Raw genomic sequence first — 25170 nt, 5'->3', positions numbered from 1 at the left:
GTGTACCGCAGCCGCGACTAAGCGGCCTGGCCGCGCGCGACCGACAAGAAAAATGCCCCGAAAGCCGTCAGGCGTCCGGGGCATCGTTTTTTGCTGCGCGTGCCACAAGCGGCAAACGCCGCGCGTCACACCACGGTGATCGCGAGCGCGCTTTCGCGGTAGTGCTTCGCGGCCTTGTCGGTTTCGCCGAGATGCTCGAACAGCCGCGCGAGCGCGCGGTGCGCGCGCACCTTGAGCGCCTCGTTGTCGGCGAGCTTCAGCGCCGCCTCGAGGAACGACTGCGCCTTGCCCCACAGCTGCTGCTGCTGGCAGAGGCGGCCGAGCGCGAACAGCAGGTCTGCATCCTCCGGATGATCCTTCTTCCACCCTTCGGCCTTCTGGATCAGCGGCAGCGCATCGGCGCCGGCCGTGTCCGGATAGCGGCGCAGCAGACGCGCGTCCCAGTTGTGCGCGAGCGCATCCTCGACGATGCGGCGCGCTTCGGTACGGCGCTCGAGCGCGACCAGCAGCTCGGCCGCGAGATCGGCGAGGCGCGGCGACTGCCGCTCGGCCGGCGACAGCGACTGCCAGATCTCGAGCAGCGCATCCGCATCGTGACGGCGTTCGCGCAGCAGATTCTCGGCGGCCTGCTGCCGCAGCCGCACGGCCGCCGCCGGATGCAGCGCCTCGCGCTTCTCGAGCGCCTTCGCGAGCTTCAGCACTTCCGCCCAGTTCTTCAGCTGCTGCTGCGCGCGCAGCGCGACCTGCTGCGCATGAATGCGCTTGCCGCCCGCCTGCAGATCGGCGAGCGCGGCGAGCGCGCCGTCGGCATCGCGCGCGTCCGCACGCATGTCGGCCGTCGCGAGCAGCCGCGCGTCCTGCCATTCGGGCGCGTCGACCTTCGACAGCCACTCGTCGCGGCGCGTGTACTCGTGCATCCGATGCGCGGCGGTGGCCGCGACGAGGCTCGCCGCGCCCTGGTTCGCGTCGACGGCGAGCGCTTCGCGCGCGGCCTTCTCCGCACGCGAGAAACGGCCTGCGTACAGGTTCGCGATCGCATCGCGCAGCGATGCCTGGGCCTTCTCGTTGCGCGTACGCGCGCGATAGGCGGCGACCCGCTGCGGCATCCGCCAGATGTTGCGCACGATGCGCAGCAACGCATACACGACGATGAACAGCACGACGACGGATATCACGAACAGGTTCAGCGACACGTCGACGCGATACGGCGGATAGACGATCAGCACCTGCCCGGCGTCGAAACGCCCGACGGTGGCGAGCGCGACGGCGATCGCGAACAGGACCGCGAGCCAGACGATTCCTCGAAGCGTCATCGTTACCCCCGGCTCTTGAACTGCTGAACGGCGTTCAGGCTCGTGTTCAGGTTCGGCACCGCGACCGTCAGCGACGCGCCGTCGACCTGCTTGAGCAGATCCTCGACCGTCTGCGTGTCCTTCGACGCCTGATCGAAATACTTGCCGACCGACGCCTGCGCGGCGTGCAGGTCGGCCTTCATCGCGCTCTCGTTGCGCGCGAGCAGCGACAGCCGCGCGGCGAGCAGCCGCAGCTTCACGTTCTCGCGCACGAAGTAGCCCTGGTCGGGCGACGCGAGCATCGCGTCCGCGTTGTCGATCCGGCGCACCTGCACGAGGCCCTTCAGCTGCTGCGTCAGACCCGACGAGAAGTCGTGCCACCACGTCTTCCAGCGCGGTTCGCCTGCGGCGGCGGCCGATGCCGTGTCGGCAGGCGCGGCCTTCGGCGCCGCGTGCGGCACGATCGCCTCGCCGGACAGCGGCAGCGCGTCGATCCGCGCGATCGCGTCGTCGAGCTTGATCGCGAGCCCGGTCAGATCGGCCGACGGTGCGGCCTTCAGCTTCTCGATGTCCTGCGCGAGCGCCTTGCGCACCGTCACGGCCTGCGCGCTCTGCGACGTCGCGAGCCGCGCATCGGCATTCTGCAGCGCAATCAGCGCGAGCTGCGTATTGCCGGTCAGCTGCAGCTGCTGGCTCGCGCTCGACAGCATCTGATCGACTTCCTCGAGCATCCACGCATCGCGGTTGCGCGACAGATCCTGGTACTGCTGCTGCAGCGCCTGCTGCGCGCTTTGCGCATCGGCGAGCTTGCCGTCGAGCTGCGCGAGCTGCGTGTCGACCTGATGCGTGCTCGCGAGCGCCTGCTCGGTCTTCGTGCGCGTCTCGGCGACCTGCGCGTCGAGCGTCTTCTGGCGTGCGACGAGCGCATCGTCGAGCCGGTCGATCTTGCGGTTCAGCGCGTAGCCGCCGACACCCGCCGCGCAGCCGAGCACGACGACGACGAACCACAGCACCGCACTGCCGCCGCGGCGCGCGGGCGGTTCGGACGCGGTATACGAAGGTTGCGACGGCGGCGCGGAAGCGGCGGCCGGCTGGGAAGCGACGCTTTTGGAATCGTTGGTATCTGTCATGCGTTTAGTCACCGGTGCGGCTGTCGCCGGTTGGACGGCCTCGTCGGCCATCGTTCGAAACGCGCGGACGATGCGCTCATCGCCCGCGCCGGTCAGCGTAATCCTATCAAAACCCAATGCGCGCGCGGTCTGCTCAATCCGCGGATGCGGCGTCACGAGCGGCGCGTGCTTCAGCGCTTCGATCTCGGTGTCGTTCAGATGCGCGCGCGCGAGTTCGTGCAGGTTGCGCACGCCCTCCGAACTCGTGACGAGCCACGCGTGCGGCTCGCCGCCGAGCAGCGCATGCACGCGCTCCCACGTGCCGATGCGCGGCTCGGGCACGACGCGCCGGTAGGCGGCGACCAGCGTCACGTCGGCGCCCGCTTCGCGCAGTCGATCGGCGAGCCATTCGCGGCCGCCGTCGCCGCGCACGATCAGCACGCCCTTGCCGGCGAGCGCCGAGGCGCCGCCGAACGCGGCCTCGATGCTCGCGAACAATCCTTCGGAATCGTAGTGCGGTGCGCTGCCGTCGCTGCCCGGCTGCGGCGCGATCACGCGATACGCGGGCGGCGCGATGCCGTGACGCTCGAGCGCGGCGACGCTGCCGGGGCCGACCACGCCGACCGGCAGAGCGTTCGGCCAGATCGCGCCGTACTGCGCGAGTGCACGATCGATCGCGTTCGGCGACACGAAGATCACGAGCGCATAGTCGGCCAGCGCGGCGAACGCGGCCGCGAGCGGCGCCGGATCGTCGACCGGCGCGATGTCGATCAGCGGAAATTCGAGCACGTCGCAACCGGCGTCGGCCAGTTGCGCGGCGAGCCCGGCCGACTGGCCGTCGGGGCGCGTGAGAACGGCGGTGAATGCGCGCGCGCCGCCCGCCATCAGGCCTCGCCCTTGCCGGCCTGCGAGCCGGCGAGCAGTGCGCGGACGATCTCGAGCGCGCCCTGCGCCTCGAGTTCGTCGGAAACCGCGCGGCCGAGCGCGAGCGCATCGGCGACCGTCACGACGGACGCGCACTCCTCGGCCGTCAGCACGCGTGAGCCGTCGATCGTCGACACGCGGCCCGTCAGATAGAGCTCCCCGGCCCGCCACACGGCATGCGCGGCGAGCGGCACCTCGCAGCTGCCGCCGAGCGCGCGCGACACCATCCGCTCGGCCTCGACGGCGAGCGCCGTCTGCGCGTCGTGCAGCGGTTCGAGCCACGCGGCGACGTCCGCGCGGTGTGCGGCGATCTCGATGCCGAGCGCGCCCTGACCGGCTGCGGGCGGGCTGTCCTCGACGTCGAGCAGCGCGCGAATCCGCGCCTCCAGACCGAGCCGCTTCAGGCCCGCGGCGGCGAGAATGATCGCGGCGTAATCGCCGCGATCGAGCTTCGACAGCCGCGTATCGAGATTGCCGCGCAGCGGCAGCACCTGCAGGTGCGGATAACGCGCGCGCAGCATCGCTTCGCGGCGCAGGCTCGACGTGCCGACGACCGCGCCGGCCGGCAGCGCGTCGAGCGACGCGTAGTCGTTCGACACGAACGCGTCGCGCGGATCCTCGCGCTGCATGATCGCGGCGAGCGCGAAGCCGTCCGGCAGCATCATCGGCACGTCCTTCAGCGAGTGCACGGCGAGATCGGCGCGGCCGTCGGCGAGCGCGCTCTCGAGTTCCTTGACGAACAGTCCCTTGCCGCCGACCTTCGACAGCGTGCGATCGAGAATCTGATCGCCGCGCGTCGTCATCCCGAGGATTTTCACGTCACAAGCTGGATATAATTTGCGCAGCGCATCACGCACATGTTCGGCTTGCCACATCGCCAGGCGGCTTTCGCGCGAAGCGATCGTCAGCGTCGCCGGCGGCTGTGCCGGTCGCGGCCCGGCCGCGAGAATCTCGGAATTCATTGCAGGAACATCGAAGGACGGGATTGAAGATCGAACAATGGTAGCACGCACGCTTCGGCCCGCCCGGGCCGGGCGCCCGCGGCCGCCGCGCCCTCGCGCGGCCTGCGGCGCGGATGCGCGGATGCGCCGTACGTAGCTGGTTGCTTGACCGCAGTTCCCGCAGTTTCCGCAGTTCCTTTTGACTCGAGCTTTCCCAAGGAAACCCATCGTGAAGTCTTCCGGATCGGTGCGCGCGACGCGCCGCAATGCTGCCCTGCCCTCCTCCGACGCCCCGACGAGCGCCGTCGCCACCGCCGCGAACGGCCGTGCGAAACCGGCAACGAAACCGAAAGACCCGATACGTCGGACAAAACGTGCGGCCACGACGCGCACGGCGAGCGCGCGCACGGCAGCAACGCCGAAGTCGGGCGGGCGCACGCGCGAAGACAAGGATCGTCCGCTGTTCGAAGACATCCGTTTCCTCGGCCGCCTGCTCGGCGACGTCGTGCGCGAGCAGGAAGGCGACACGGTGTTCGACGTCGTCGAGACGATTCGTCAGACCGCGGTCAAGTTCCGCCGCGAGGACGACCGCGAAGCCGCGCAGACGCTCGAGAAGAAGCTGCGCAAGCTGACGCCCGAGCAGACGGTCAGCGTCGTGCGCGCGTTCAGCTATTTCTCGCACCTCGCGAACATCGCCGAGGATCGCCACCACAACCGCCGCCGCCGCATCCACGCGCTCGCGGGCTCGGCGCCGCAGCCGGGCACGGTCGCGCACGCGCTCGACAAGCTGAAGACGACCGGCAATGCATCGAAGCGCGTGCTGCAGCGCTTCTTCGACGACGCGCTGATCGTGCCGGTACTGACCGCGCACCCGACCGAAGTGCAGCGCAAGAGCATTCTCGACGCGCAGCACGACATCGCGCGGCTGCTCGCCGAACGCGATCAGGAACTGACCGCGCGCGAGCGCCAGCACAACGAAGCGATGCTGCGCGCGCGCGTGACCGCGCTGTGGCAGACGCGGATGCTGCGCGACGCGCGCCTGACGGTCGGCGACGAAATCGAGAACGCGCTGTCCTACTACCGCGCGACGTTCCTCGAGGAATTGCCCGCGCTGTACGGCGACATCGAGGCCGCGCTCGCGGAGCACGGGCTGGCGGCGCGCGTGCCGGCGTTCTTTCAGATGGGCAGCTGGATCGGCGGCGATCGCGACGGCAATCCGAACGTGACGGCCGCAACGCTCGACGAAGCGATCAATCGCCAGGCGGCGGTGATCCTCGAGCACTATCTCGAGCAGGTGCACAAGCTCGGCGCCGAGTTGTCGGTGTCGAACCTGCTGGTCGGCGCGAACGACGCGGTGAAAGCGCTCGCGGCCGCGTCGCCCGACCAGTCGCCGCACCGCGTCGACGAGCCGTACCGGCGCGCGCTGATCGGCATCTACACGCGCCTTGCCGCAAGTGCGCGCGTGCGGCTCGGCGAAGGCACGGTGCCCGTGCGCAGCGCAGGGCGCGGCGCCCCGCCCGTGCGCGCAACGCCGTATGCGGATTCCGACGAATTCGTCGCGGACCTGAAGGTACTGACCGCATCGCTCGCCGAACATCACGGCGCGTCGCTCGCCGCGCCGCGCCTCACGCCGCTCATGCGCGCGGCCGAAGTGTTCGGCTTCCACCTCGCGAGCATCGACCTGCGCCAGAGCTCCGACATTCACGAAGCGGTGGTCGCGGAGCTGTTCGCGCGCGCGGGTGTCGTGGCCGACTACGCGTCGCTCGAAGAGGCGGACAAGCTGCGCGTGCTGCTCGCCGCGCTGGCCGATCCGCGTCCGCTGCGCTCGCCGTACATCGAATACTCGGCGCTCGCGCAAAGCGAGCTCGGCGTGTTCGAAAAGGCCCGCGAAGTGCGTGCGCAGTTCGGCGCGCGCGCGGTGCGCAACTACATCATTTCGCACACGGAAACGGTCAGCGATCTCGTCGAGGTGCTGCTGCTGCAGAAGGAGACCGGCCTGCTCGAAGGCGCACTCGGCGCGCCGGACGGCCATGCGAAGAATGCGCTGATGGTGATCCCGCTGTTCGAGACGATTCCCGACCTGCGCGACGCGTCGCGGATCATGCGCGAGTATTTCGCGCTGCCGGGCGTCGATGCGTTGATCCACCATCAGGGCGACGAGCAGGAAGTCATGCTCGGCTACTCGGACAGCAACAAGGACGGCGGCTTCCTGACGTCGAACTGGGAGCTGTATCGCGCCGAGCTCGCGCTCGTCGAACTGTTCCGCGAGCGCAAGATCACGCTGCGGCTGTTCCACGGCCGCGGCGGCACGGTCGGCCGCGGCGGCGGCCCGACCTATCAGGCGATCCTCTCGCAGCCGCCGGGCACCGTAAACGGCCAGATCCGCCTGACCGAACAGGGCGAAGTGATTGCGAGCAAGTTCGCGAACCCCGAGATCGGCCGGCGCAACCTCGAGACGGTCGTCGCAGCGACGCTCGAGGCGTCGCTGCTGCCGCAGTCGAACGCGCCTGCGCAGCTGCCGGCGTTCGAGGGCGCGATGCAGACGCTGTCCGACACCGCGATGGCCGCGTACCGCGCGCTCGTCTACGAAACGCCGGGCTTCACCGACTACTTCTTCGCGTCGACGCCGATCACCGAAATCGCCGAGCTCAACATCGGCAGCCGCCCGGCGTCGCGCAAGCTGCAGGATCCGAAGAACCGCAGGATCGAGGATCTGCGCGCGATTCCGTGGGGCTTCTCGTGGGGCCAGTGCCGGCTGCTGCTGACCGGCTGGTACGGCTTCGGCAGCGCGGTCGCCACGTATCTGGACGGCGCGGCCGACGAAGCGGAACGCAGCAAGCGGCTTGCGTTGCTGAAGAAGATGAACAAGACCTGGCCGTTCTTCGCGAACCTGCTGTCGAACATGGACATGGTGCTCGCGAAGACCGATCTCGCCGTCGCGTCGCGCTACGCGGAACTTGTGCCGGACCGCAAGCTGCGCAACGCGGTGTTCGGACGCATCGTCGCCGAGTGGGAGCGCACGTCGCACGCGCTCGCGGAGATCACCGGACACGAGGAACGGCTCGCGACGAATCCGCTGCTCGCGCGCTCGATCAAGAACCGCTTCCCGTATCTCGATCCGCTGAATCACCTGCAGGTCGAACTGATCAAGCGCCACCGCGCCGGCGACACGAACGCGCGGCTGCGCCGCGGGATTCATCTGACGATCAACGGGATCGCGGCCGGGCTGCGCAATACGGGCTGACCCACGCGTGCCGCGCGCGCCGCATGGCGGGCGCTGCGCTGCCGAAGCCGCGACACGCGAATGCGCGTGTCGCGGCTTTTTTCATGCGCGGCGCGTCGATGCGCCGGGCGTCGCTACGTCGGGCGTCGATGCGCCGCGCGTCGACACGCCGCGCGCGTTCAATGCGCGTCGATCAGCAGCGCGTCATGTTCGAACGATCCGTCGCCCTGCACCGCGTAGTACGCGCGCACTTCGTCCGGCGCGTGGGCCCAGAGCGCGCGAATGCCGGTCACGCTGTCGGCCGGCGTGCGGATCCGCGCGACCCACGTATCGAAATCGATCGGCAGCCGCCAGCGGCTCTTCACCTGCGCATCGAAGCCCGCGTCGCGGAACATCGCGAGCCACTCGTCGGCGCGATAGTCGCGCACGTGCGACGCGTCGCGCAGCACTTCGGCCGCCTGCAGATACGTGTCGAGCAGCGGGTGGTCGTTGCCGGCGATGTCGATCATCAGCACGCGTCCGCCCGGCTTCAGCACGCGCCGCACTTCGGCGAGCGCCGCGCGCACGTCGTGCCAGTGGTGCGCGCTCATCCGGCTGACGACCCAGTCGAAGGTCGCCGCGTCGAACGGCAGACGCTCGGCCGGCCCCTGCCGCGTGCGAACGTTCGCGAGCCCGCGCTCGCGTGCGGCCGCATCGACGGTCACGAGCATCGGCTCGGCGAGATCGTAGGCGACGACCTCGCGCACGTGCGGCGCGACCGCGAAGCTCGCGTGGCCCGCGCCGCAGCCGAGATCGAGCACGGCCGCCTCGGGTGTCGCGCGCACGGTATCGGCGAGCGTCTGCAGATCGGCGCCCGTCGCGTGAACGGTGCTCGTCAGATAGGCGGCGGCCGTCGAGCCGAATGCGTCGGCGACCTGATCGTGGTGTTTCATCGTGCACTCCTGTCGTGGGCGGGACGGGCGCTGACTCGCAGCGCGCGAATCGCTACAATAGGGCGGCGTTTGTACCAGTACAAGTCAAGCAGTTATTCTGGTATTCGTTACACCCGTCTGATCGTCGTGACGCTGCGGTCCGGTGCGTGTCGTGCGGCGCCCGTTGTACGTCGCACGTGGCCCGCGGCACGTTGCACGCCGCCCCTTTTCTCATTTCCCGCATGAACCGTCCGTCCTCCGCTCCCACCCCGCCGCTCGATGCGACGCCCGCCCGCGCGCTGGGCGAATTCATTCGCGCGCACCGCGAACGCCTGTCGCCGCAGGCAGTCGGCCTGCCGCCCGGCCCGCGCCGTCGCACGCCGGGGCTGCGCCGCGAGGAAGTCGCGCAGCTGTGCGGCGTCAGCCCGACCTGGTACACGTGGATCGAGCAGGGGCGCCCGGTGTCGGCGTCGGCCGACGCGCTCGCACGAATCGCGGTCGCGCTGCAGCTGTCGAAGGCCGAGCGCGCGTATCTGTTCGAGCTCGCCGCGCAGCGCGATCCGGCCGAGCCCGACGTCGCGGCCGGCGACCTGCCGCCGACGCTCGCCGCCACCGTCGCGGCGATCGCGACGCCCGCGTACGTGCTCGATCGCCAATGGAACGCGCTCGCGTGGAACGCGCCGGCCGCCGCGCTGTTTACGGGCTGGCTCGACGGCGAGCACGACCGCAACCTGCTGCGCTTCACGTTCATGTCGCCGGCCGCACGCACGCTGATCGTCGATTGGGAAACCCGCGCGCGGCGCCTCGCGGCCGAATTCCGCGCCGATTCGATCCGTCATCTGACCGACGCGCCGACGCGCGCTCTGATCGACGCGCTGACGGCCGGCAGCGACGCGTTCGCGCAGTACTGGGCGTCGCAGGACGTATTCGAGCGCGAAGGCGGGCTGCGCGAATTCGACCATCCGGCCGACGGCCGGCTCGTCTATCAGCAGATCACGCTGAAGCCCGCGCATCGCGAGGATCTGAAACTCGTCGTGCTGGTGCGCGACTGACGCGAACGACCGACGCGCGCCTGCGGCGGACAGCAGCCGCGACAGCGGCGGCGGCCCTGCGCGCGAATGTTAGAATCGCGGGATTCCTCGGCGGCGCAAGCCGCCCAACTCCCTCGAAGAATCGCCATGACGTCCCAACTGCACAAAAAGGGCGAGGCCTGGTCGGCCCGCTTCTCGGAACCGATGTCGGAGCTGGTCAAGCGCTACACGTCGTCGGTGTTTTTCGACAAGCGCCTGGCGCTCGTCGACATCGCCGGCTCGCTCGCGCACGCGAACATGCTCGCGGCGCAGAAGATCATCAGCGCCGACGATCTGGCCGCGATCGAGCGCGGGATGGCGCAGATCAAGGGCGAAATCGAGCGTGGCGAATTCGAATGGCAGCTCGATCTCGAGGACGTCCACCTGAACATCGAGGCGCGCCTGACCGCGCTGATCGGCGACGCAGGCAAGCGCCTGCATACGGGCCGCTCGCGCAACGACCAGGTCGCGACCGACATCCGTCTGTGGCTGCGCGGCGAAATCGACCGCATCGGCGGGCTGCTGAACGATCTGCGCGGCGCGCTGATCGACCTCGCCGAGCAAAACGCGGACACGATCATGCCGGGCTTCACGCACCTGCAGGTCGCACAGCCCGTCACGTTCGGCCATCACCTGCTCGCGTACGTCGAGATGTTCTCGCGCGACGCCGAGCGCATGCGCGACTGCCGCACGCGCGTGAACCGTCTGCCGCTCGGCGCGGCCGCGCTCGCGGGCACCAGCTATCCGATCGACCGTCATGCGGTCGCGAAGTCGCTCGGCTTCGACGGCATCTGCGCGAACTCGCTCGACGCGGTGTCCGACCGCGATTTCGCGATCGAATTCACGGCCGCGGCCGCACTCGTAATGACGCACGTGTCGCGCTTCTCCGAAGAGCTCGTGCTATGGATGAGCCCGCGCGTCGGCTTCATCGACATCGCCGACCGCTTCTGCACGGGCAGCTCGATCATGCCGCAGAAGAAGAACCCGGACGTGCCCGAACTCGCGCGCGGCAAGACGGGCCGCGTGAACGGCCATCTGATGGCGCTGCTCACGCTGATGAAGGGCCAGCCGCTCGCGTACAACAAGGACAACCAGGAAGACAAGGAGCCGCTGTTCGACACGGTCGACACCGTCGCCGACACGCTGCGCATCTTCGCGGAGATGGTCGCCGGCATCACGGTAAAGCCGGCCGCGATGCGTGCGGCCGCGCTGCAGGGCTTCTCGACCGCAACCGACCTCGCCGACTATCTGGTCAAGCGCGGGCTGCCGTTCCGCGACGCGCACGAAGCGGTCGCGCATGCCGTGAAGATCTGCGACGACCGCGGCATCGACCTCGCGGATCTCTCGCTCGACGAGATGAAGCGCGAGCTGCCGAACGTCGCGCACCTGATCGGCGACGACGTGTTCGACTATCTGACGCTCGAAGGCTCGGTCGCGAGCCGCAACCACCCGGGCGGCACCGCGCCCGACCAGGTGCGTGCGGCCGCGCGGGCCGCGCGCGCCGCACTCGGCAAGTAAGCGCAGCACCCTCACCGCGGACGCCTGCACGGCGTCCGTTTTTTTTCGCATGCGCCGCCGCGCACCGCCCTTTTCCGGATGCCCCCGATGACCTTCTCCGCCGCGCTCTTCGACATGGACGGCCTGCTCGTCGATTCGGAGCGGACCATCATGAACGCGTGGATCGACGTGTCGAACGCGCACGGCGTCGCGCTGACCGTGGCCGACTACCTGCAGATCGTCGGGCGCTCGTTCGCCGAGGGACAGACGATCCTCGCGCGGCTGATCGGCGACGCGGACACGTTCGACGCCGTGCGCATGCGCGTACGCGAACAGCTGGCCGCGCCCGAACCGCATCCGAAGTTCCCGCTGAAACCCGGCGCACTCGCGCTGCTCGACACGCTCGCACAGGCCGGCATTCCGTGCGCGGTCGCGTCGTCGTCCGCGCAGGAGGTGATTCGCGCGCGGCTCGACGCGGTCGGCGTGCTGCCGTACTTCCAGGCGATCGCGAGCGGCACCGAGGTCGCGCGCGGCAAGCCGGACCCGGCCGTGTACCGGCTCGCGGCCGAGCGCCTCGGCGTGCCCGCTCACGCGTGCGTCGCGTTCGAGGACAGCGACTTCGGCGTGCAGTCGGCAGCCGGCGCAGGCGCGTCGGTCGTCACCGTGCCCGATCTGAAGGCGCCGACGCCCGAGGTCGTCGCGCTGAGCCTGCACGTGCTCGCGTCGCTCGACGATGCGATCGCGCTGGTGCCGGCGTGGTTCGGCCGGCACGATACGCAGCTCGCGTAGGCACCGGTTCACCGCGCGGCACGCGAGAGCGCCATGCAAAACGGGCACCGCAGGGTGCCCGTTTCGTTTTGCGTTTCGTTTTGCGTTCCGCTTCGCGTCGCGCCGGAAAAAGCCGCGGCGGTCAGCGGTTGCCGGCCGTCTCGGACAGCCGCTTCATCGTCGCGATGCGTGCGCCGATCAGATCGACGCGTCCGTCCTCGCCGACGAGCGGCGCGGTCGCATCGCGAAACGCGAACCACGCGCGCTGCGCGCGCACGAGCGTCGCGGCCGAATGCGCGGGCATCTTGCGGCGCAGCTTCTGGTAATAGCGGTTCAGATCGAACACCGCGTGCTCGCATGCGGCGTCCTGGTCGCACGGCCGCACGCGGCCGACCGGCGCATCGCGCGTGACGTTCGCCGGCTTGCCGTTCGCCGGTGCCGCAGCGGCCTGCGCGCCGCTTCCGACCGCCGCCGGTATCGCGGCAGGCGGCGCGTAGCGTTCGGCCGCCGCACGCAGCGCGAGCGCGCGGCTGCGCACGGGCTGCAGCTGCATGTCGGCGCTCGCCATCGTGTACATCGTGCCGCTCGTCGTGTCGTAGACGGCCTTCAGCAGATGCGCTTCGTCCTTGCGCCACGTGAGCCAGCGCCGCTGGCTCTCCTGCCAGCCGCGCTTCGCGTCGGCCGGTGCATTCTTCAGCAGGCGCGCGTAGGCGTCGTCCATCGCGGCCTGCCACTGCTGCTGCGCTTCGTTCATGCACTGGATCTGGCCGGCCGTCGACGACCGGTCGCGCCGCGCGAGGCACTGCCGCATCGCGACGTCGATCGGATCGGCCGCCGCGACTTCGGCATGCGCGAGGCCAGGCGCCGCCGAGCAGACCGCCCAGACGGCGAGCGCGGCGGCCGCCGCGCGCACCGCCCGGATTCGTCCCTGCGCCGCCATCAGTCGCGCACGCAGTCGACGAAGTACTCGACGCGGCCGTTCACCTCTTCCGCGACGAGACCGTGGATGTCGGTATGGAAGCCCGGGAAGCGCTCGTTGAAGTCGCGCGCGAACCGCAGGTAGTTCACGATCGTCTTGTTGAAGCGCTCGCCCGGAATCAGCAGCGGAATGCCCGGCGGGTACGGCGTCAGCAGGATGCTCGTCACGCGGCCTTCGAGCTCGTCGAGCGGCACGCGGTCGATCTTGCGGTGCGCGAGCTTCGCGAACGCGTCCGACGGCTTCATCGCGGGCTCCATGTCCGACAGATACATCTCGGTCGTCAGGCGCGCGATGTCGTTCGCGCGGTAGACGTCGTGGATCTGCGTGCAGAGATCGCGCAGCCCGACGCGCTCGTAGCGCGGATGCTGCGCGACGAATTCGGGCAGCACGCGCCAGAGCGGCTGGTTGTTGTCGTAGTCGTCCTTGAACTGCTGCAGCTCGGTCACCATCGAGTTCCAGCGGCCCTTCGTAATGCCGATCGTGAACATGATGAAGAACGAGTACAGGCCCGTCTTCTCGACGATGATGCCGTGCTCGGCCAGGTACTTGGTGACGATCGCGGCCGGAATGCCGGTCTCGCCGAACTCGCCGTCGACGTCGAGCCCCGGCGTGATGATCGTCGCCTTGATCGGGTCGAGCATGTTGAAGCCTTCGGCGAGCGGGCCGAAGCCGTGCCAGCGGTCGTTCGGCTTCAGCATCCAGGCCTCGCGCGAGCCGATCCCTTCTTCGGACAGATCCTCCGGGCCCCACACGCTGAAGAACCAGTCGTCGCCATATTCGGCGTCGACCTTGCGCATCGCGCGGCGGAAGTCGATTGCCTCGGCGATCGATTCCTCGACGAGCGCCGTGCCGCCGGGCGGCTCCATCATCGCGGCCGCGACGTCGCACGACGCGATGATCGCGTACTGCGGGCTCGTCGACGTATGCATCAGATACGCCTCGTTGAAGCGATGCTTGTCGAACGTGCGGTTCTCCGAATCCTGCACGACGATCTGCGATGCCTGCGAAATGCCGGCGAGCAGCTTGTGCGTCGAGTGCGTCGCGAACACGAGCGCGCCCGTGCGCGGACGGCCGTCGCCGATCGCGTGCATGTCGCGATAGAACGGATGGAACGCCGCGTGCGGCAGCCATGCTTCGTCGAAGTGCAGCGTGTCGAGCAGATCGCCGAGCAGGTCCTTGATCATCTCGACGTTGTACACGACGCCGTCGTAGGTGCTCTGCGTGATCGTCAGGATGCGCGGCTTCAGGTCGGGGTTCTGACGCAGCGCTTCGCGCGCGAACGGGTTCGCCTCGATCTTCTTGCGGATGTTCTCAGGCTTGAACTCGTCGCGCGGAATCGGGCCGATGATGCCGAAGTGGTTGCGCGTCGGCGTGAGGAACACGGGGATCGCGCCCGTCATCGTGATCGCGTGCAGGATCGACTTGTGGCAGTTGCGGTCGACGAGCACGATGTCGCCCGGCGCGACGGTCGCGTGCCAGACGATCTTGTTCGACGTCGACGTGCCGTTGGTCACGAAGAACAGATGATCGGCGCTGAAGATGCGCGCCGCGTTGCGCTCCGACGCCGCGACGGGGCCCGTATGGTCGAGCAGCTGGCCAAGTTCGTCGACCGCGTTGCAGACGTCCGCGCGCAGCATGTTCTCGCCGAAGAACTGATGGAACATCTGGCCGAGCGGGTTCTTCAGGAACGCGACGCCGCCCGAATGGCCGGGGCAGTGCCACGAATACGAGCCTTCGTCCGCGTACTTGACGAGCTCCTTGAAGAACGGCGGCGCGAGCGAGTCGAGATAGACCTTCGCCTCGCGGATGATGTGGCGCGCGACGAACTCCGGCGTGTCCTCGAACATGTGGATGAAGCCGTGCAGCTCGCGCAGGATGTCGTTCGGCAGATGGCGCGACGTGCGCGTCTCGCCGTACAGGAAGATCGGGATGTCCGCATTGCGGCGGCGCACTTCGGTGACGAACGCGCGCAGCTCGATGATCGCGGTCGCGAGCTCGGGCAGTTCGCCGTCCGGGCCGATTTCGCCGAGCATGAGTTCGTCGTCGTCGATCGACAGGATGAAGCACGAGGCGCGGCTCGACTGCTGCGCGAACGACGTCAGATCGCCGTAGCTCGTGAGGCCGAGGACTTCCACGCCCTCCTTCTCGATCGCTTCGGCCAGCGCCCGGATGCCGGAGCCCGAGATGTTCTCGGAGCGGAAATCTTCGTCGATGATCACGACGGGGAAACGAAACTTCATGGGCGATTCTCCAAAAAGAACGACCGCGGCGCGTCACGCGCAGCGGTCACCCGGAAACTGGTGAGACGTTATGCAAGCAGATCAGGTTTTCGGCAGCGTGACACCGCGCTGCCCCTGATACTTGCCGCCGCGATCGGCATACGACACGTCGCACACCTCGTCGCTCTCGAAGAAGAGCACCTGCGCGACGCCTTCGTTCGCGTAGATCTTCGCGGGCAACGGCGTGGTATTCGAGAATTCCAGCGTGACGTAGCCTTCCCATTCGGGTTCGAACGGCGTCACGTTGACGATGATCCCGCAGCGCGCGTACGTGGACTTGCCGAGGCAGACCGTCAGCACGGTGCGCGGGATGCGGAAATATTCGACGGTGCGGGCCAGCGCGAACGAGTTCGGCGGGATGATGCACACGTCGCCCTTGAAATCGACAAACGAGCCCTCGTCGAAGTTCTTCGGATCGACGATCGTCGAGTTGATGTTCGTGAAGATCTTGAATTCGTCCGCGCAGCGGATGTCGTAGCCGTAGCTCGACGTGCCGTAGCTGACGATCCGGCGACCGTCCTCGGACGCGCGGACCTGATCGGGCACGAACGGCTCGATCATCTTGTGCTCTTCGGCCATGCGCCGAATCCATTTGTCGGACTTGATGCTCATATCGGGGCGCCAGGAAACGCTGCGTGACGGTAAACGAAAACGAAGGCCGCCGGTTCGACGCGGCGGCCGCAGAAGGCGCACATTTTACGCGATCATCGGCGCGCGCACGCGGCGGCCGTCACCGGATCACGCCGCAGGCAAGCGCGGGCCCCGCGCCGTGCTGCGGAAACGCGGGGTCGCTCGCGTCGCGATGGACCAGCGCCGAGCGGTTCAGCGCCGAGCGCACGCCGTCGAGGGCCAGATCGGGCGCGACGATGAAACCGGCCGCGACGCCGTTCGCGTCGGCGTGGATGTTGCCGAGATCGCCGGCGACGCGCGCGCCCGCGCGCAGCCGATCGGCGGCGGGCGCGAACACCTGGCCCGCACTCGAGCCGTCGCCCGCATTGCAGTCGCCGCGCTCGTGCACCTGCAGCGCATGATCGCTGTTCGGCGGCAGGCCGACGAGGTTGTAGGTCACCTGGACGCCGTCCGGGCGCTCGACGAACGTCACCGTGCCGCGCGTTTGCGAACCGACCGTCGGCTGCAGTTGCGCGTCCGCGCGTTTTTCGTGCGACGAGGAAAAGGAGGTGCAGCCGGCCAGCAGGCCCAGCACGGCGGCCGCCAGCAGCGCGCGTCGCGCGCGGCCCGCGTACGCGCCGAGATGTCGTTCGTTCATTCGATCCTCATGCCGGCCGGCGGCCGTTCGATGCGGCAGCCGTGCCGGGCGGGTAAAGGGACCCGGGGGAAAGTCGCCATGATACCGCGCCTTCCGGCGCCGTAAACAGCGGAAGGGCCCGCCCCGCAAGGGTTTTACGTATTTTGAACAACGATCGACGGGAACTTCGACGTCATGTCGCGCGCGCGCTCGGCAATCGCGAGCGCGACGCCGCGTGCGATGTCGCGATAGCGCCGCGCGAGCGCGCCGTCGGGCTCGGCCGCCACGGTCGGCGTGCCGCTGTCCGCGCGCTCGCGGATCGCGATGTCGAGCGGCAGGCTGCCGAGCACGGTCACGCCGTAGTCCTTCGCCATGCGCTCGGCGCCGCCGGCGCCGAAGATGTGCTCCTCGTGGCCGCAGTTCGAGCAGATGTGGATGCTCATGTTCTCGACGATCCCGAGGATCGGAATCCCCACCTTCTCGAACATCTTCAGCCCCTTCTTCGCGTCGAGCAGCGCGATGTCCTGCGGCGTCGTGACGATCACGGCGCCCGTCACCGGCACGCGCTGCGCGAGCGTGAGCTGGATGTCGCCCGTGCCGGGCGGCATGTCGACGATCAGGTAGTCGAGCTCGCGCCAGTTCGTCTGCCGCAGCAGCTGCTCGAGCGCGGACGTCGCCATCGGGCCGCGCCACACCATCGGGTTGTCTTCCTCGATCAGAAAGCCGATCGAGTTCGCCTGCAGCCCGTGGCCGACGAGCGGGTTCATCGACTGGTTGTCCGGCGATTCGGGGCGCTGGCCGTGGATGCCGAGCATCGTCGGCAGCGACGGGCCGTAGATATCGGCATCGAGGATGCCGACCGACGCGCCTTCGGCCGCGAGCGCGAGCGCGAGATTCACGGCCGTCGTGCTCTTGCCGACGCCGCCCTTGCCCGACGCGACCGCGACGATGTTCTTCACGTTCGGCAGCAGCTTCACGCCGCGCTGCACCGTGTGCGCGACGATCTCCTGCGACACCGCCACGCGCGCGTCGCGTACGCCCGGCACGGCCGTCAGCGCGGCCGCGATGCGCGCGCGCACGTCGTCGTACTGGCTGCGCGCCGGGTAGCCGAGCACCACGTCGACCGTCACGGCGTCGCCGTCGATCGCGACGTTGCGCACGCCCTTGTTCGCCGCGTACGGGCGGCCGGTATTGGGGTCGACGACAGCCGCCAGCGCGGCGTCGACTTGGGCCCGATCAATGCTCATCGAAACTCCGTCAAAAACGTTTTTTTCGCGCGCAAACGTCAAGAAATATCAAATAACGCGGCGAATATCGAGAAAAGTGAAAGAATCTGTTGCATGCCATTGCGCGAACGCGCGAGCCGGCGCACTCTTCGCGTGCGGCACGCTATGGGGCCAAATCGGCCACCAACCGCCTATATTGTAGAGGCTGACGCGTCGCGCTGTCCGAACAGCCACGCTGGCGGACAGGGCATGCGGCCGCCTCGGCGGCTGCCGCCGGCGCAGGCCTGCGGGCGGCCGTGCAGGGAGCCGTAACTGTTGTTGTTGTCGACTCGTTCAACCAAGAGAGGAATCCAAGATGAACATGAAAATCGCGACTCGCCTGTCCGTCTTCGCACTCGCCGGCGCCCTGCTGGCGGGCTGCGCATCGCAGCAAGGCACCAACACGGCCGTCGGCACGGGCACGGGTGCAGCGCTGGGCGCGGGCATCGGGGCGCTTGCCGGGGGCGGCAAGGGTGCGGCGATCGGCGCGGGCGTCGGTGCGCTGGTCGGCGGCGTGACGGGTTACAACTGGCAAGCGATCAAGAACAAGCTCGCGCCGTCGGCTGCGCAGACGGGCACGCAGGTCACCGAGCAGCCGGACGGCTCGCTGAAGCTGAACGTGCCGAGCTCGGTCACGTTCGCGACGAACCAGTACGCGATCACGCCGGCCTTCACGCCGCTGCTGAACGACCTGGCAACGACGCTGAACCAGAACCCGCAAGTGACGGCGTCGGTGATCGGCTACACCGACAGCACGGGCTCCGCGCAGCTGAACCAGACGCTGTCGCAGAACCGCGCGCAAAGCGTCGTCAACGCGCTGGTGCAGCGCGGCGTCGCGGGCAACCGCCTGTCGGCACAGGGCATGGGCCCGTCGAACCCGGTGGCCGACAACTCGACCGAAGCCGGCCGCGCACAGAACCGCCGCGTCGAGATCTACCTGCGCGCGCCGCAGCACCAGTAAATCGCGCACGACGCGCGGGGCTGCGCCGCAGGATGCGCGCGCAGCCCCGCCGGACAAGGGATTGGAGGCGGCCGGTAACAAATCGAAAAAAATTTCGAACTTCTGTCGCGGTCCGTGGTCTTTCTTTACGGTACGCGGCTGGTGTTACCGGCGCGTCACCATTCTCCTCTTGTCGTTGTTGCTCCGGGGCCGAATTCGCCCCGGTTTTTTTGCCCGCCGCTCGTCTGCTGCAACGCAACATCGTACCGCACTGCCGGCCCGGCTGCCGAGCCGCCGCGCGCCCGCGCCGGCGCCGCGCCTGCCCGGTCCGCGCCCCTGCTAGAATCGCAGTTTCCGTCGTTTTCCGCTGTTCCTCTACAGACCCTATGTCCGCATCCGACCTCACTTCCGTGCAGGCCGCGGCGCCGCAAGGCCGCCGCCAGATCCTCGTTACGTCCGCCCTGCCCTATGCCAACGGCCAGATCCATATCGGCCACCTGGTCGAGTACATCCAGACCGACATCTGGGTGCGGACGCTGCGAATGCACGGGCACGAGGTCTACTACATCGGCGCCGACGACACGCACGGCACGCCGGTCATGCTGCGCGCCGAGAAGGAAGGCCTGACCCCGAAGCAGCTGATCGAGCGCGTGTGGGCCGAGCACAAGCGCGACTTCGACAGCTTCGGCGTGTCGTTCGACAACTTCTACTCGACCGATTCCGAAGAAAACCGCCAGCTGAGCGAGAAGATCTACCTCGCGCTGAAGGACAACGGGCTGATCGCCGAGCGCGAGATCGAGCAGGCGTACGACCCGGTCAAGGAAATGTTCCTGCCGGACCGCTTCATCAAGGGCGAGTGCCCGAAGTGCCACGCGAAGGACCAGTACGGCGACAGCTGCGAAGTGTGCGGCTCGACCTACCTGCCGACCGAGCTGCTGAACCCGTATTCGGTCGTGTCGGGCGCGACGCCCGTGCGCAAGACGTCGAAGCACTACTTCTTCCGCCTGTCCGACCCGCGCTGCGAGACGTTCCTGCGCGAATGGGTAAGCGGCCTCGCGCAGCCGGAAGCGACCAACAAGATGCGCGAATGGCTCGGCGACGCCGGCGAAGCCAAGCTCGCCGACTGGGACATCTCGCGCGACGCGCCGTATTTCGGCTTCGAGATCCCCGGCGCGCCGGGCAAGTACTTCTACGTGTGGCTCGATGCGCCGGTCGGCTACTACGCGAGCTTCAAGAATCTGTGCGATCGCAACGGCATCGACTTCGATGCGTGGATCCGCGCCGGTTCGAGCGCCGAGCAGTACCACTTCATCGGCAAGGACATCCTGTATTTCCACACGCTGTTCTGGCCGGCGATGCTGCAGTTCTCGGGCCACCGCACGCCCACCAACGTGTTCGCGCACGGCTTCCTGACCGTCGACGGCGCGAAGATGTCGAAGTCGCGCGGCACGTTCATCACCGCGCAGAGCTATATCGACACCGGCCTGAACCCCGAATGGCTGCGCTACTACTTCGCCGCGAAGCTGAACGCAACGATGGAAGACCTCGACCTGAACCTCGAGGATTTCCAGGCGCGCGTGAACAGCGACCTGGTCGGCAAGTACGTGAACATCGCGAGCCGCGCGGCCGGCTTCCTGCTCAAGCGCTTCGACGGCCGTGTGCAGGACAGCGCGATGAACCATCCGCTGGTCGCGAAGCTGCGCGAAGCGATTCCGCAGATCGCCGCGCACTACGAGGCGCGCGAGTACGGCCGCGCGCTGCGCCACACGATGGAACTCGCCGACGAAGTGAACGCCTACGTCGACGGCGCCAAGCCGTGGGAGCTCGCGAAGGATCCGGCCAACGCGGTCGCGCTGCACGAAACCTGCAGCGTGAGCCTCGAGGCGTTCCGCCTGCTGTCGCTCGCGCTCAAGCCCGTGCTGCCGCGCGTGGCGGAAGCGGTCGAGGCGTTCTTCGGCATCGCGCCGCTCGCGTGGGCCGATGCCGCGAAGCCGCTGTCGTCCGCGCAGCCGATCAAGGCCTACCAGCACCTGATGACGCGCGTCGACGCGAAGCAGATCGAAGCGCTGCTCGCCGCCAACCGCGATTCGCTGCAGGCCGACGCAACGGCCGCCGGCGGTGCGGGCGCCGCGGCCGCGAAAGGTGCGAAAGCCGCGAAGGCCGATGCGAAACCGGTCGCCGGGAATCCGGTCGCCGGGAAACCGGCCGCCGCGAACGGCGCCGACGACGCAACGATCTCGATCGACGATTTCGCGAAGATCGATCTGCGCATCGCGAAGATCGTCGCGTGCCAGGCCGTCGAAGGATCGGACAAGCTGCTGCAGCTGACGCTCGACGTCGGCGAGGAGAAGACGCGCAACGTGTTCTCCGGGATCAAGTCCGCGTATCAGCCCGAGCAGCTCGTCGGCAAGCTGACGGTCATGGTCGCGAACCTCGCGCCGCGCAAGATGAAGTTCGGGCTGTCCGAAGGGATGGTGCTCGCGGCCTCGGCGGCCGACGAGAAGGCCGAACCGGGGCTCTATATCCTCGAGCCGCACAGCGGCGCGAAGCCCGGCATGCGCGTGAAGTAAGCAGCGCGCCTCGCCCGCCCGAACCGCCCCGCACCGCCCGTGCGGGGCTTTTTTTCGTCGGTCAGCAGCGCGGGCCGGCGAGCGTGTTCTCAGCGCCGCCCGAACCAGCGGTCGAAGCGCCGCGTGTAGTTGAGATCGACGCCCTGGAACGTGCCGCCGTACGCGGACACCGACCAGAAACGCGTCAGGTTGATCGTCGCCTTGAACGCGTTGCTCGCCGACTGCAGCCCCTGCTCGTAGCCGAGCACGAAGCGTTCGTTGATCGCCTTCGAGATCTGCACGACCTGCGGGTCGGTCAACCCGACGTCGCTGCGGCCGATCGAGAATTCGTCGAGCCCGAAGGTCTGCGCGACGCGCTTGCCGGTCGCGCTGCCGAGCAGCGCGAGCGCGGCCGTCATCGTGTTCTGCTGGCCGATGTTGTTGCCCTGGTCGGTGCCGTGGCCGAACAGCAGCCACGACAGCTTTTCGTTGTCGGTCACGTTCGGCTCCGACACGAGCTTGACCGTCGGCGACTGGATCGTGCCCGTCACCTGCACGCCCGCTTCGACTTCCTGATTGCGCCGCATCGCGAGAATGTTGACGCCCGGATTCGATACCGGGCCGTTGAACGTGAAGAAGCCGTTCTCGATCGCGAGCTTGCGGCCGAACGACGTGTAGGTCGACCCTTCCGTCACGCGCACGTTGCCGATCGCGCGCAGCGGCACGCCCGGCGCGCTCATCACGGTGATCGTGCCGCGCAGGCCGAGATCGGCGCCGTGCCCTTTGAAGCGGAAGTTGTCGCCGAGGCCGATGTCGATGTTCGCGCGCGGCGCGAGCGACGGCGCGGGCTTGTCCGCGGCCTTTTGCGGCTTCGCGGCCGCGGTGCCGGTCTGCGTTTCGCCGCGCACCGTGCCGTCCGGCCGCACGATCACGACGTCGTCCGACAGATGCGGTGCCGATTCTTCCGGCAGATCGAACAACGCGCGATCGACGACGAACTTGCCGTCGATCGACAGCGCGCCGCGCGGCCCGTCGTTGGCGACCGTCGCCTTGCCGGACAGCGACAGCTTGCGGTCCGGCGCCGCGAACAGTTCGAGCTTGTCCGCGACGATGCTCGCGGTCAGGTCCGGCGCTTCGCCGTCCAGACGCACGCGACCGAGCGCGCGCAGCGTGCCGTCGCCGCCGTGGAACTCGACCTGCTGGAATTCGACGAGGTTTTCCGCGAGCCGCACGCGCACGACGCCGTCCTTCAGCTGCACGCCCTGATCGACGAGCGTCGCCGAGAGATCGTCGCCGGTCAGCATCCCGGACACGTTCGGCTTCGCCGGCGTGCCGGCGACCGTCAGCTTCAGCGCGGCGCGCCCGCCGAGCAGGTAGCTCGGGCCGAACAGGTTGCCGGTCGCCTTCAGCGACGGAATGTCGGCGTCGATGCGGCCCGACAGCGGCCCGTCGTCGGCGACCGCGAGCACGCCGTCGCGCGGCGCGAGCGGCACCGCGACGTTCGCATCGAGCGTGCCGATCCGGTTCGCCTTCGCGGCCGCGGTCACGTTCACGCGGTTGCCGGGGCCGAACGCGGCGCGCGCCGACAGATCGGTCAGCCCGAGCGATGCGATCCCGCGGCCGGTCTCGATCGTCACGTCGCCGCCGCGACGCTTCATCTGCAGATAGCCGGTCGCGGTCGCGCCGAGCGAAAAGTCCCAGTCGGCATCGAGTACGACGTCGGTCCGCACCGGCGGACGCTCGCCCGTCAGTTCCTGGCGCACTTCGAGGAAACGCGCGACCGATGCGCCGCTCACCGCACCGGCCGAACGAATCTGGCCGTGGTCGAACACGAACGACTTCAGGTCGATCGCCGCACCTTCGAGCGTGAGGCGCGCCGCACCGAGCGTCACGCGGCCCGTGCCGGCCGACACGGTCAGCGGCGTCTGCAGCGCGACGGCCGGCGTGCCGCGGTTCGCGAGACGCGTGACCGTGCCGTCCCAGCGCATGCCGTCGCGGCCCTCGGTCACGCCGCCGTTCGCCGCGAGCGTCATGTCGATCACGCGGCCGCCGGCGGCGCCGAGCGCCGATGCGTCGAACGTATGCTTCGCGCGCGTGCCCTCGAGGTTCGCGCGCAGCGACTTCAGCTGCAGCGAGCCGAGTGCGATGTCGCTCGCGTCCGCGGTGAACACGAGCGCGCCGTGCGCGCCGTCGCGGATGTCCGCGCGGCCCTGCGCGGCGCCGATCCGGTTCGACCCGACGACCACGTGCTCGGCCTTGTACGTGGCCGTCACGTTCGGGTGCGCGAAGCTGCCCGTCAGATCGCCCTGCGCCTGCACGAGCCCCTGCACGCCGAAGCCGAGCCGGTCGAGCTGCGGCGCATCGACGACGAAATTGAGCCGGTCGCCCGGCGCGCCGAAGCTGCCGTGCAAATCGACGCGGTTGCCGGCGATCGACAGATTCGCATTGCTCGGCAGGATGCGCGCGCCCGCGAGCTGCACGACGCCCGCGCCGGTCAGCGGCACGCCGTCGTAGACGCTGTCGCCGAGCTTGAACGTCGCCTTCGTCGACAGTTGCGGCGCAAACGCGCCCGATGCGGTCAGCGTGCCGTTCACGCGCGTGTCGCCGCGGCCGGCCGGCGCCTTGCCCTTCGCGGGCGCCGTGCCGGCACCCGCCTTCGGCGCGCTCGCCGCCGCGAGCAGCAGCGGATCGAACGCGGTCAGCGTGGCCTTCGCGTCGTAGCTCGAATGCGCGTCGTGGCGGAACGCGCCGGTCAGGTCGATGCGTCCCTTGCCGGCCGTCACGCGCGCCTCGCTGATCACCGTCTGCTGCGCGGTCAGCGCGACCTTCGCGCGCGCGCCGAGCGCGAGCTTCGGATCGGTCAGGTCGAAATCGACGGTCGTCGCGTCGCCGGCAAGCGTCACGCCGAGCGGGCCGCCGAGCCGCATCGGCCGCAGCGCGGCGACGAACGCGTTCAGATCGAGGTTTGCGACCTTCAGATCGAACCGGCCCTTGCCGCCGCTCAGCGTGCCGCCGCCCGTCACGCTCCCGTCGCGGATCAGCTTCAGCGCGAGTCCGTCGATGCGCTGCGCGTGCGCATCGAGATGCACGGTCGCGTGTGCGTCGACGATCGGCAGCAGATGATCGCCGAGCGTGCCGGGCTTCGCGTTCACGATCGACACCGGCCCCGTGACGGCGAAGCCGTGCGGCTGTGCGGCACCGGCCGGCGCCGTCACCGGCTCGAGTGCGGCGCGCACCGCGAGATCGGCGGCCGGCGCGCTCGGCGAAATCGCCTTCGGGTTCACGTGATCGAACGCGAGCGACGCGCGCGTGAGCGGCACCGTGCCGAACGGCGCGGCCTCGACGTGCGCGCGTCCGTTGAGCTTCATCCCGCTCGCGTCGACGTCGGCGACCAGCGCCTCGAGCGAGCCCGACACGCGCGCGCGCGCATCGATCGGCTCGTCGGCGAACTTGCCCGCATAGGTCGCGTCGCCCGTCAGCGCGAGCGGCTTCATGCCGTCGAGCTTCGCACGCGCGGTCAGCGAGCCGTACGGCGTATCGATGCTGTCGAGCGCCAGTTCGTGATGGCGGCCGTCGCTGCGGCCGTTCAGCGCGATGCGATCGAGCTGCGTCGTCGAGGCGCCTTCGTGGATCGCCAGATGATCGATCCGCAGATCGCCGATCCGCAGCTGCAGCGGCAGCCGCAGGTCCTGCGGCGCCGCGCTCGGCGTCGACGGGCCCGGCGCGATCCGCACGTCGATCGTCCCCGCGCGCAGGTACGCGATCGACAGCCGCAGCGGCGCGCGTGTCAGTGCCCAGCGGCCGTCGAGGCGGTCGACGCGCACTTCGGTGCCCGCGCCGCCGGGGCTCGTCCACGCGACGTCGCGCAGCCGCACGCCGGTCGCGAGCGCGCCGCCCTCCAGCGTGCCGGCGAGCCGGCCGCCGAGCACGCGCACGGCCGTCTGCCACGCAAGCCGCGTGCCGCGCTCGGTCGTCGCCGCGGCGAACACGAGCGCGAGTGCGAGCACGACGAGCAGCACGAGCGCCACGAGCGTCCAGCCGGCCACCCGCAGCGCACGGCCGCGCCGCCGCGGGCGCGGCGGTTCGGCCGGCGCGCCGTCGGGCGAATCCGGATCGTGGGGCGGCGGCGTGTCGTTCGGGTCCTTCGTCATGCGGATCGTCGTCGGTGTAGCGGTTC

The 25170-nt window shown here is 69.1% G+C and carries 16 protein-coding genes; 6 read left to right on the top strand and 10 right to left on the bottom strand.

The features are described from left to right. Positions 1-125 precede the first annotated feature (125 nt). The 3 genes from BCR55_RS11340 to hemC are packed head-to-tail and all read right to left on the bottom strand — an operon-like array spanning position 126 to position 4287. The gene (locus BCR55_RS11340; RefSeq protein WP_006405813.1) at positions 126-1313 is read right to left on the bottom strand and encodes a heme biosynthesis protein HemY; all 1188 of its coding nucleotides are present in this window, start codon (positions 1311-1313) and stop codon (positions 126-128) included. Between the two features lie 2 nt (positions 1314-1315). Continuing rightward, positions 1316-3286, bottom strand: a complete 1971-nt coding sequence (gene hemDX / locus BCR55_RS11335) for a fused uroporphyrinogen-III synthase HemD/membrane protein HemX (RefSeq protein ID WP_006408800.1) — start codon at positions 3284-3286, stop codon at positions 1316-1318. After that, on the bottom strand, positions 3286-4287 hold the full coding sequence (gene hemC, locus BCR55_RS11330) for a hydroxymethylbilane synthase (protein ID WP_006408798.1): 1002 nt from the start codon (positions 4285-4287) through the stop codon (positions 3286-3288). The genes hemDX and hemC overlap by 1 nt, the downstream gene beginning before the upstream one ends. Before the next feature lie 208 nt (positions 4288-4495). Here hemC and ppc point away from each other — a divergent pair, with 208 nt between their 5' ends. After that, positions 4496-7510, top strand: a complete 3015-nt coding sequence (ppc, locus tag BCR55_RS11325) for a phosphoenolpyruvate carboxylase (protein WP_006408797.1) — start codon at positions 4496-4498, stop codon at positions 7508-7510. A gap of 158 nt (positions 7511-7668) precedes the next feature. Here ppc and BCR55_RS11320 read toward each other — a convergent pair whose 3' ends face one another. Then, positions 7669-8421 carry a class I SAM-dependent methyltransferase gene (locus tag BCR55_RS11320; protein WP_006405817.1) on the bottom strand — a complete coding sequence of 251 codons (753 nt, stop codon included), beginning with the start codon at positions 8419-8421 and terminating at the stop codon, positions 7669-7671. A 221-nt stretch (positions 8422-8642) separates the two neighbouring features. Between BCR55_RS11320 and BCR55_RS11315 the strand changes: the two genes are divergently transcribed. The 3 genes from BCR55_RS11315 (at position 8643) to BCR55_RS11305 (ending at position 11756) form a co-directional block, all read left to right on the top strand. Then, the gene (locus tag BCR55_RS11315) at positions 8643-9452 is read left to right on the top strand and encodes a helix-turn-helix transcriptional regulator (RefSeq protein WP_006398620.1); all 810 of its coding nucleotides are present in this window, start codon (positions 8643-8645) and stop codon (positions 9450-9452) included. Between the two features lie 126 nt (positions 9453-9578). Continuing rightward, positions 9579-10988: an argininosuccinate lyase gene (argH, locus tag BCR55_RS11310; protein ID WP_006405819.1), complete on the top strand. Its 1410-nt coding sequence runs from the start codon at positions 9579-9581 to the stop codon at positions 10986-10988. Positions 10989-11075: 87 nt separating this feature from the next. Beyond that, complete coding sequence (locus BCR55_RS11305) at positions 11076-11756, top strand: HAD family phosphatase (RefSeq protein WP_065494953.1); 681 nt, start codon at positions 11076-11078, stop codon at positions 11754-11756. Between the two features lie 121 nt (positions 11757-11877). Here the strand turns inward: BCR55_RS11305 and BCR55_RS11300 are convergent, their stop codons facing one another. The 5 genes from BCR55_RS11300 to apbC all read right to left on the bottom strand — a co-directional run bounded on the left by BCR55_RS11300 (position 11878) and on the right by apbC (position 17486). Further along, on the bottom strand, positions 11878-12675 hold the full coding sequence (locus BCR55_RS11300; RefSeq protein ID WP_035488648.1) for a lysozyme inhibitor LprI family protein: 798 nt from the start codon (positions 12673-12675) through the stop codon (positions 11878-11880). Beyond that, the gene (locus tag BCR55_RS11295; protein WP_006398616.1) at positions 12675-14954 is read right to left on the bottom strand and encodes an arginine/lysine/ornithine decarboxylase; all 2280 of its coding nucleotides are present in this window, start codon (positions 14952-14954) and stop codon (positions 12675-12677) included. The genes BCR55_RS11300 and BCR55_RS11295 overlap by 1 nt, the downstream gene beginning before the upstream one ends. Positions 14955-15035: 81 nt before the next feature. Further along, the gene (gene dcd, locus BCR55_RS11290) at positions 15036-15605 is read right to left on the bottom strand and encodes a dCTP deaminase (protein WP_006398615.1); all 570 of its coding nucleotides are present in this window, start codon (positions 15603-15605) and stop codon (positions 15036-15038) included. Positions 15606-15723: 118 nt separating this feature from the next. Then, positions 15724-16260 carry a superoxide dismutase family protein gene (locus BCR55_RS11285; protein ID WP_006398614.1) on the bottom strand — a complete coding sequence of 179 codons (537 nt, stop codon included), beginning with the start codon at positions 16258-16260 and terminating at the stop codon, positions 15724-15726. A gap of 134 nt (positions 16261-16394) precedes the next feature. Then, positions 16395-17486 (bottom strand): iron-sulfur cluster carrier protein ApbC, encoded by a 1092-nt coding sequence (apbC, locus tag BCR55_RS11280; RefSeq protein WP_006410263.1) that lies wholly within the window; start codon positions 17484-17486, stop codon positions 16395-16397. Between the two features lie 334 nt (positions 17487-17820). On the opposite strand from apbC, the gene BCR55_RS11275 reads away from it, so the two are divergent. Together BCR55_RS11275 and metG are read left to right on the top strand one after the other, a co-directional pair. Then, positions 17821-18465 (top strand): OmpA family protein, encoded by a 645-nt coding sequence (locus BCR55_RS11275; RefSeq protein WP_006398612.1) that lies wholly within the window; start codon positions 17821-17823, stop codon positions 18463-18465. A gap of 365 nt (positions 18466-18830) precedes the next feature. Next, positions 18831-21014 carry a methionine--tRNA ligase gene (gene metG, locus BCR55_RS11270; protein WP_065494564.1) on the top strand — a complete coding sequence of 728 codons (2184 nt, stop codon included), beginning with the start codon at positions 18831-18833 and terminating at the stop codon, positions 21012-21014. An 89-nt stretch (positions 21015-21103) separates the two neighbouring features. Here metG and BCR55_RS11265 read toward each other — a convergent pair whose 3' ends face one another. Further along, positions 21104-25144 carry a translocation/assembly module TamB domain-containing protein gene (locus tag BCR55_RS11265; protein WP_065494563.1) on the bottom strand — a complete coding sequence of 1347 codons (4041 nt, stop codon included), beginning with the start codon at positions 25142-25144 and terminating at the stop codon, positions 21104-21106. Positions 25145-25170: the final 26 nt, after the last annotated feature.

This window comes from Burkholderia sp. CCA53, from assembly GCF_001685525.1.
In the GTDB taxonomy this organism is placed as follows: Bacteria; Pseudomonadota; Gammaproteobacteria; order Burkholderiales; family Burkholderiaceae; genus Burkholderia; species Burkholderia multivorans.
This window is presented reverse-complemented; position numbering and strand designations above follow the sequence as displayed.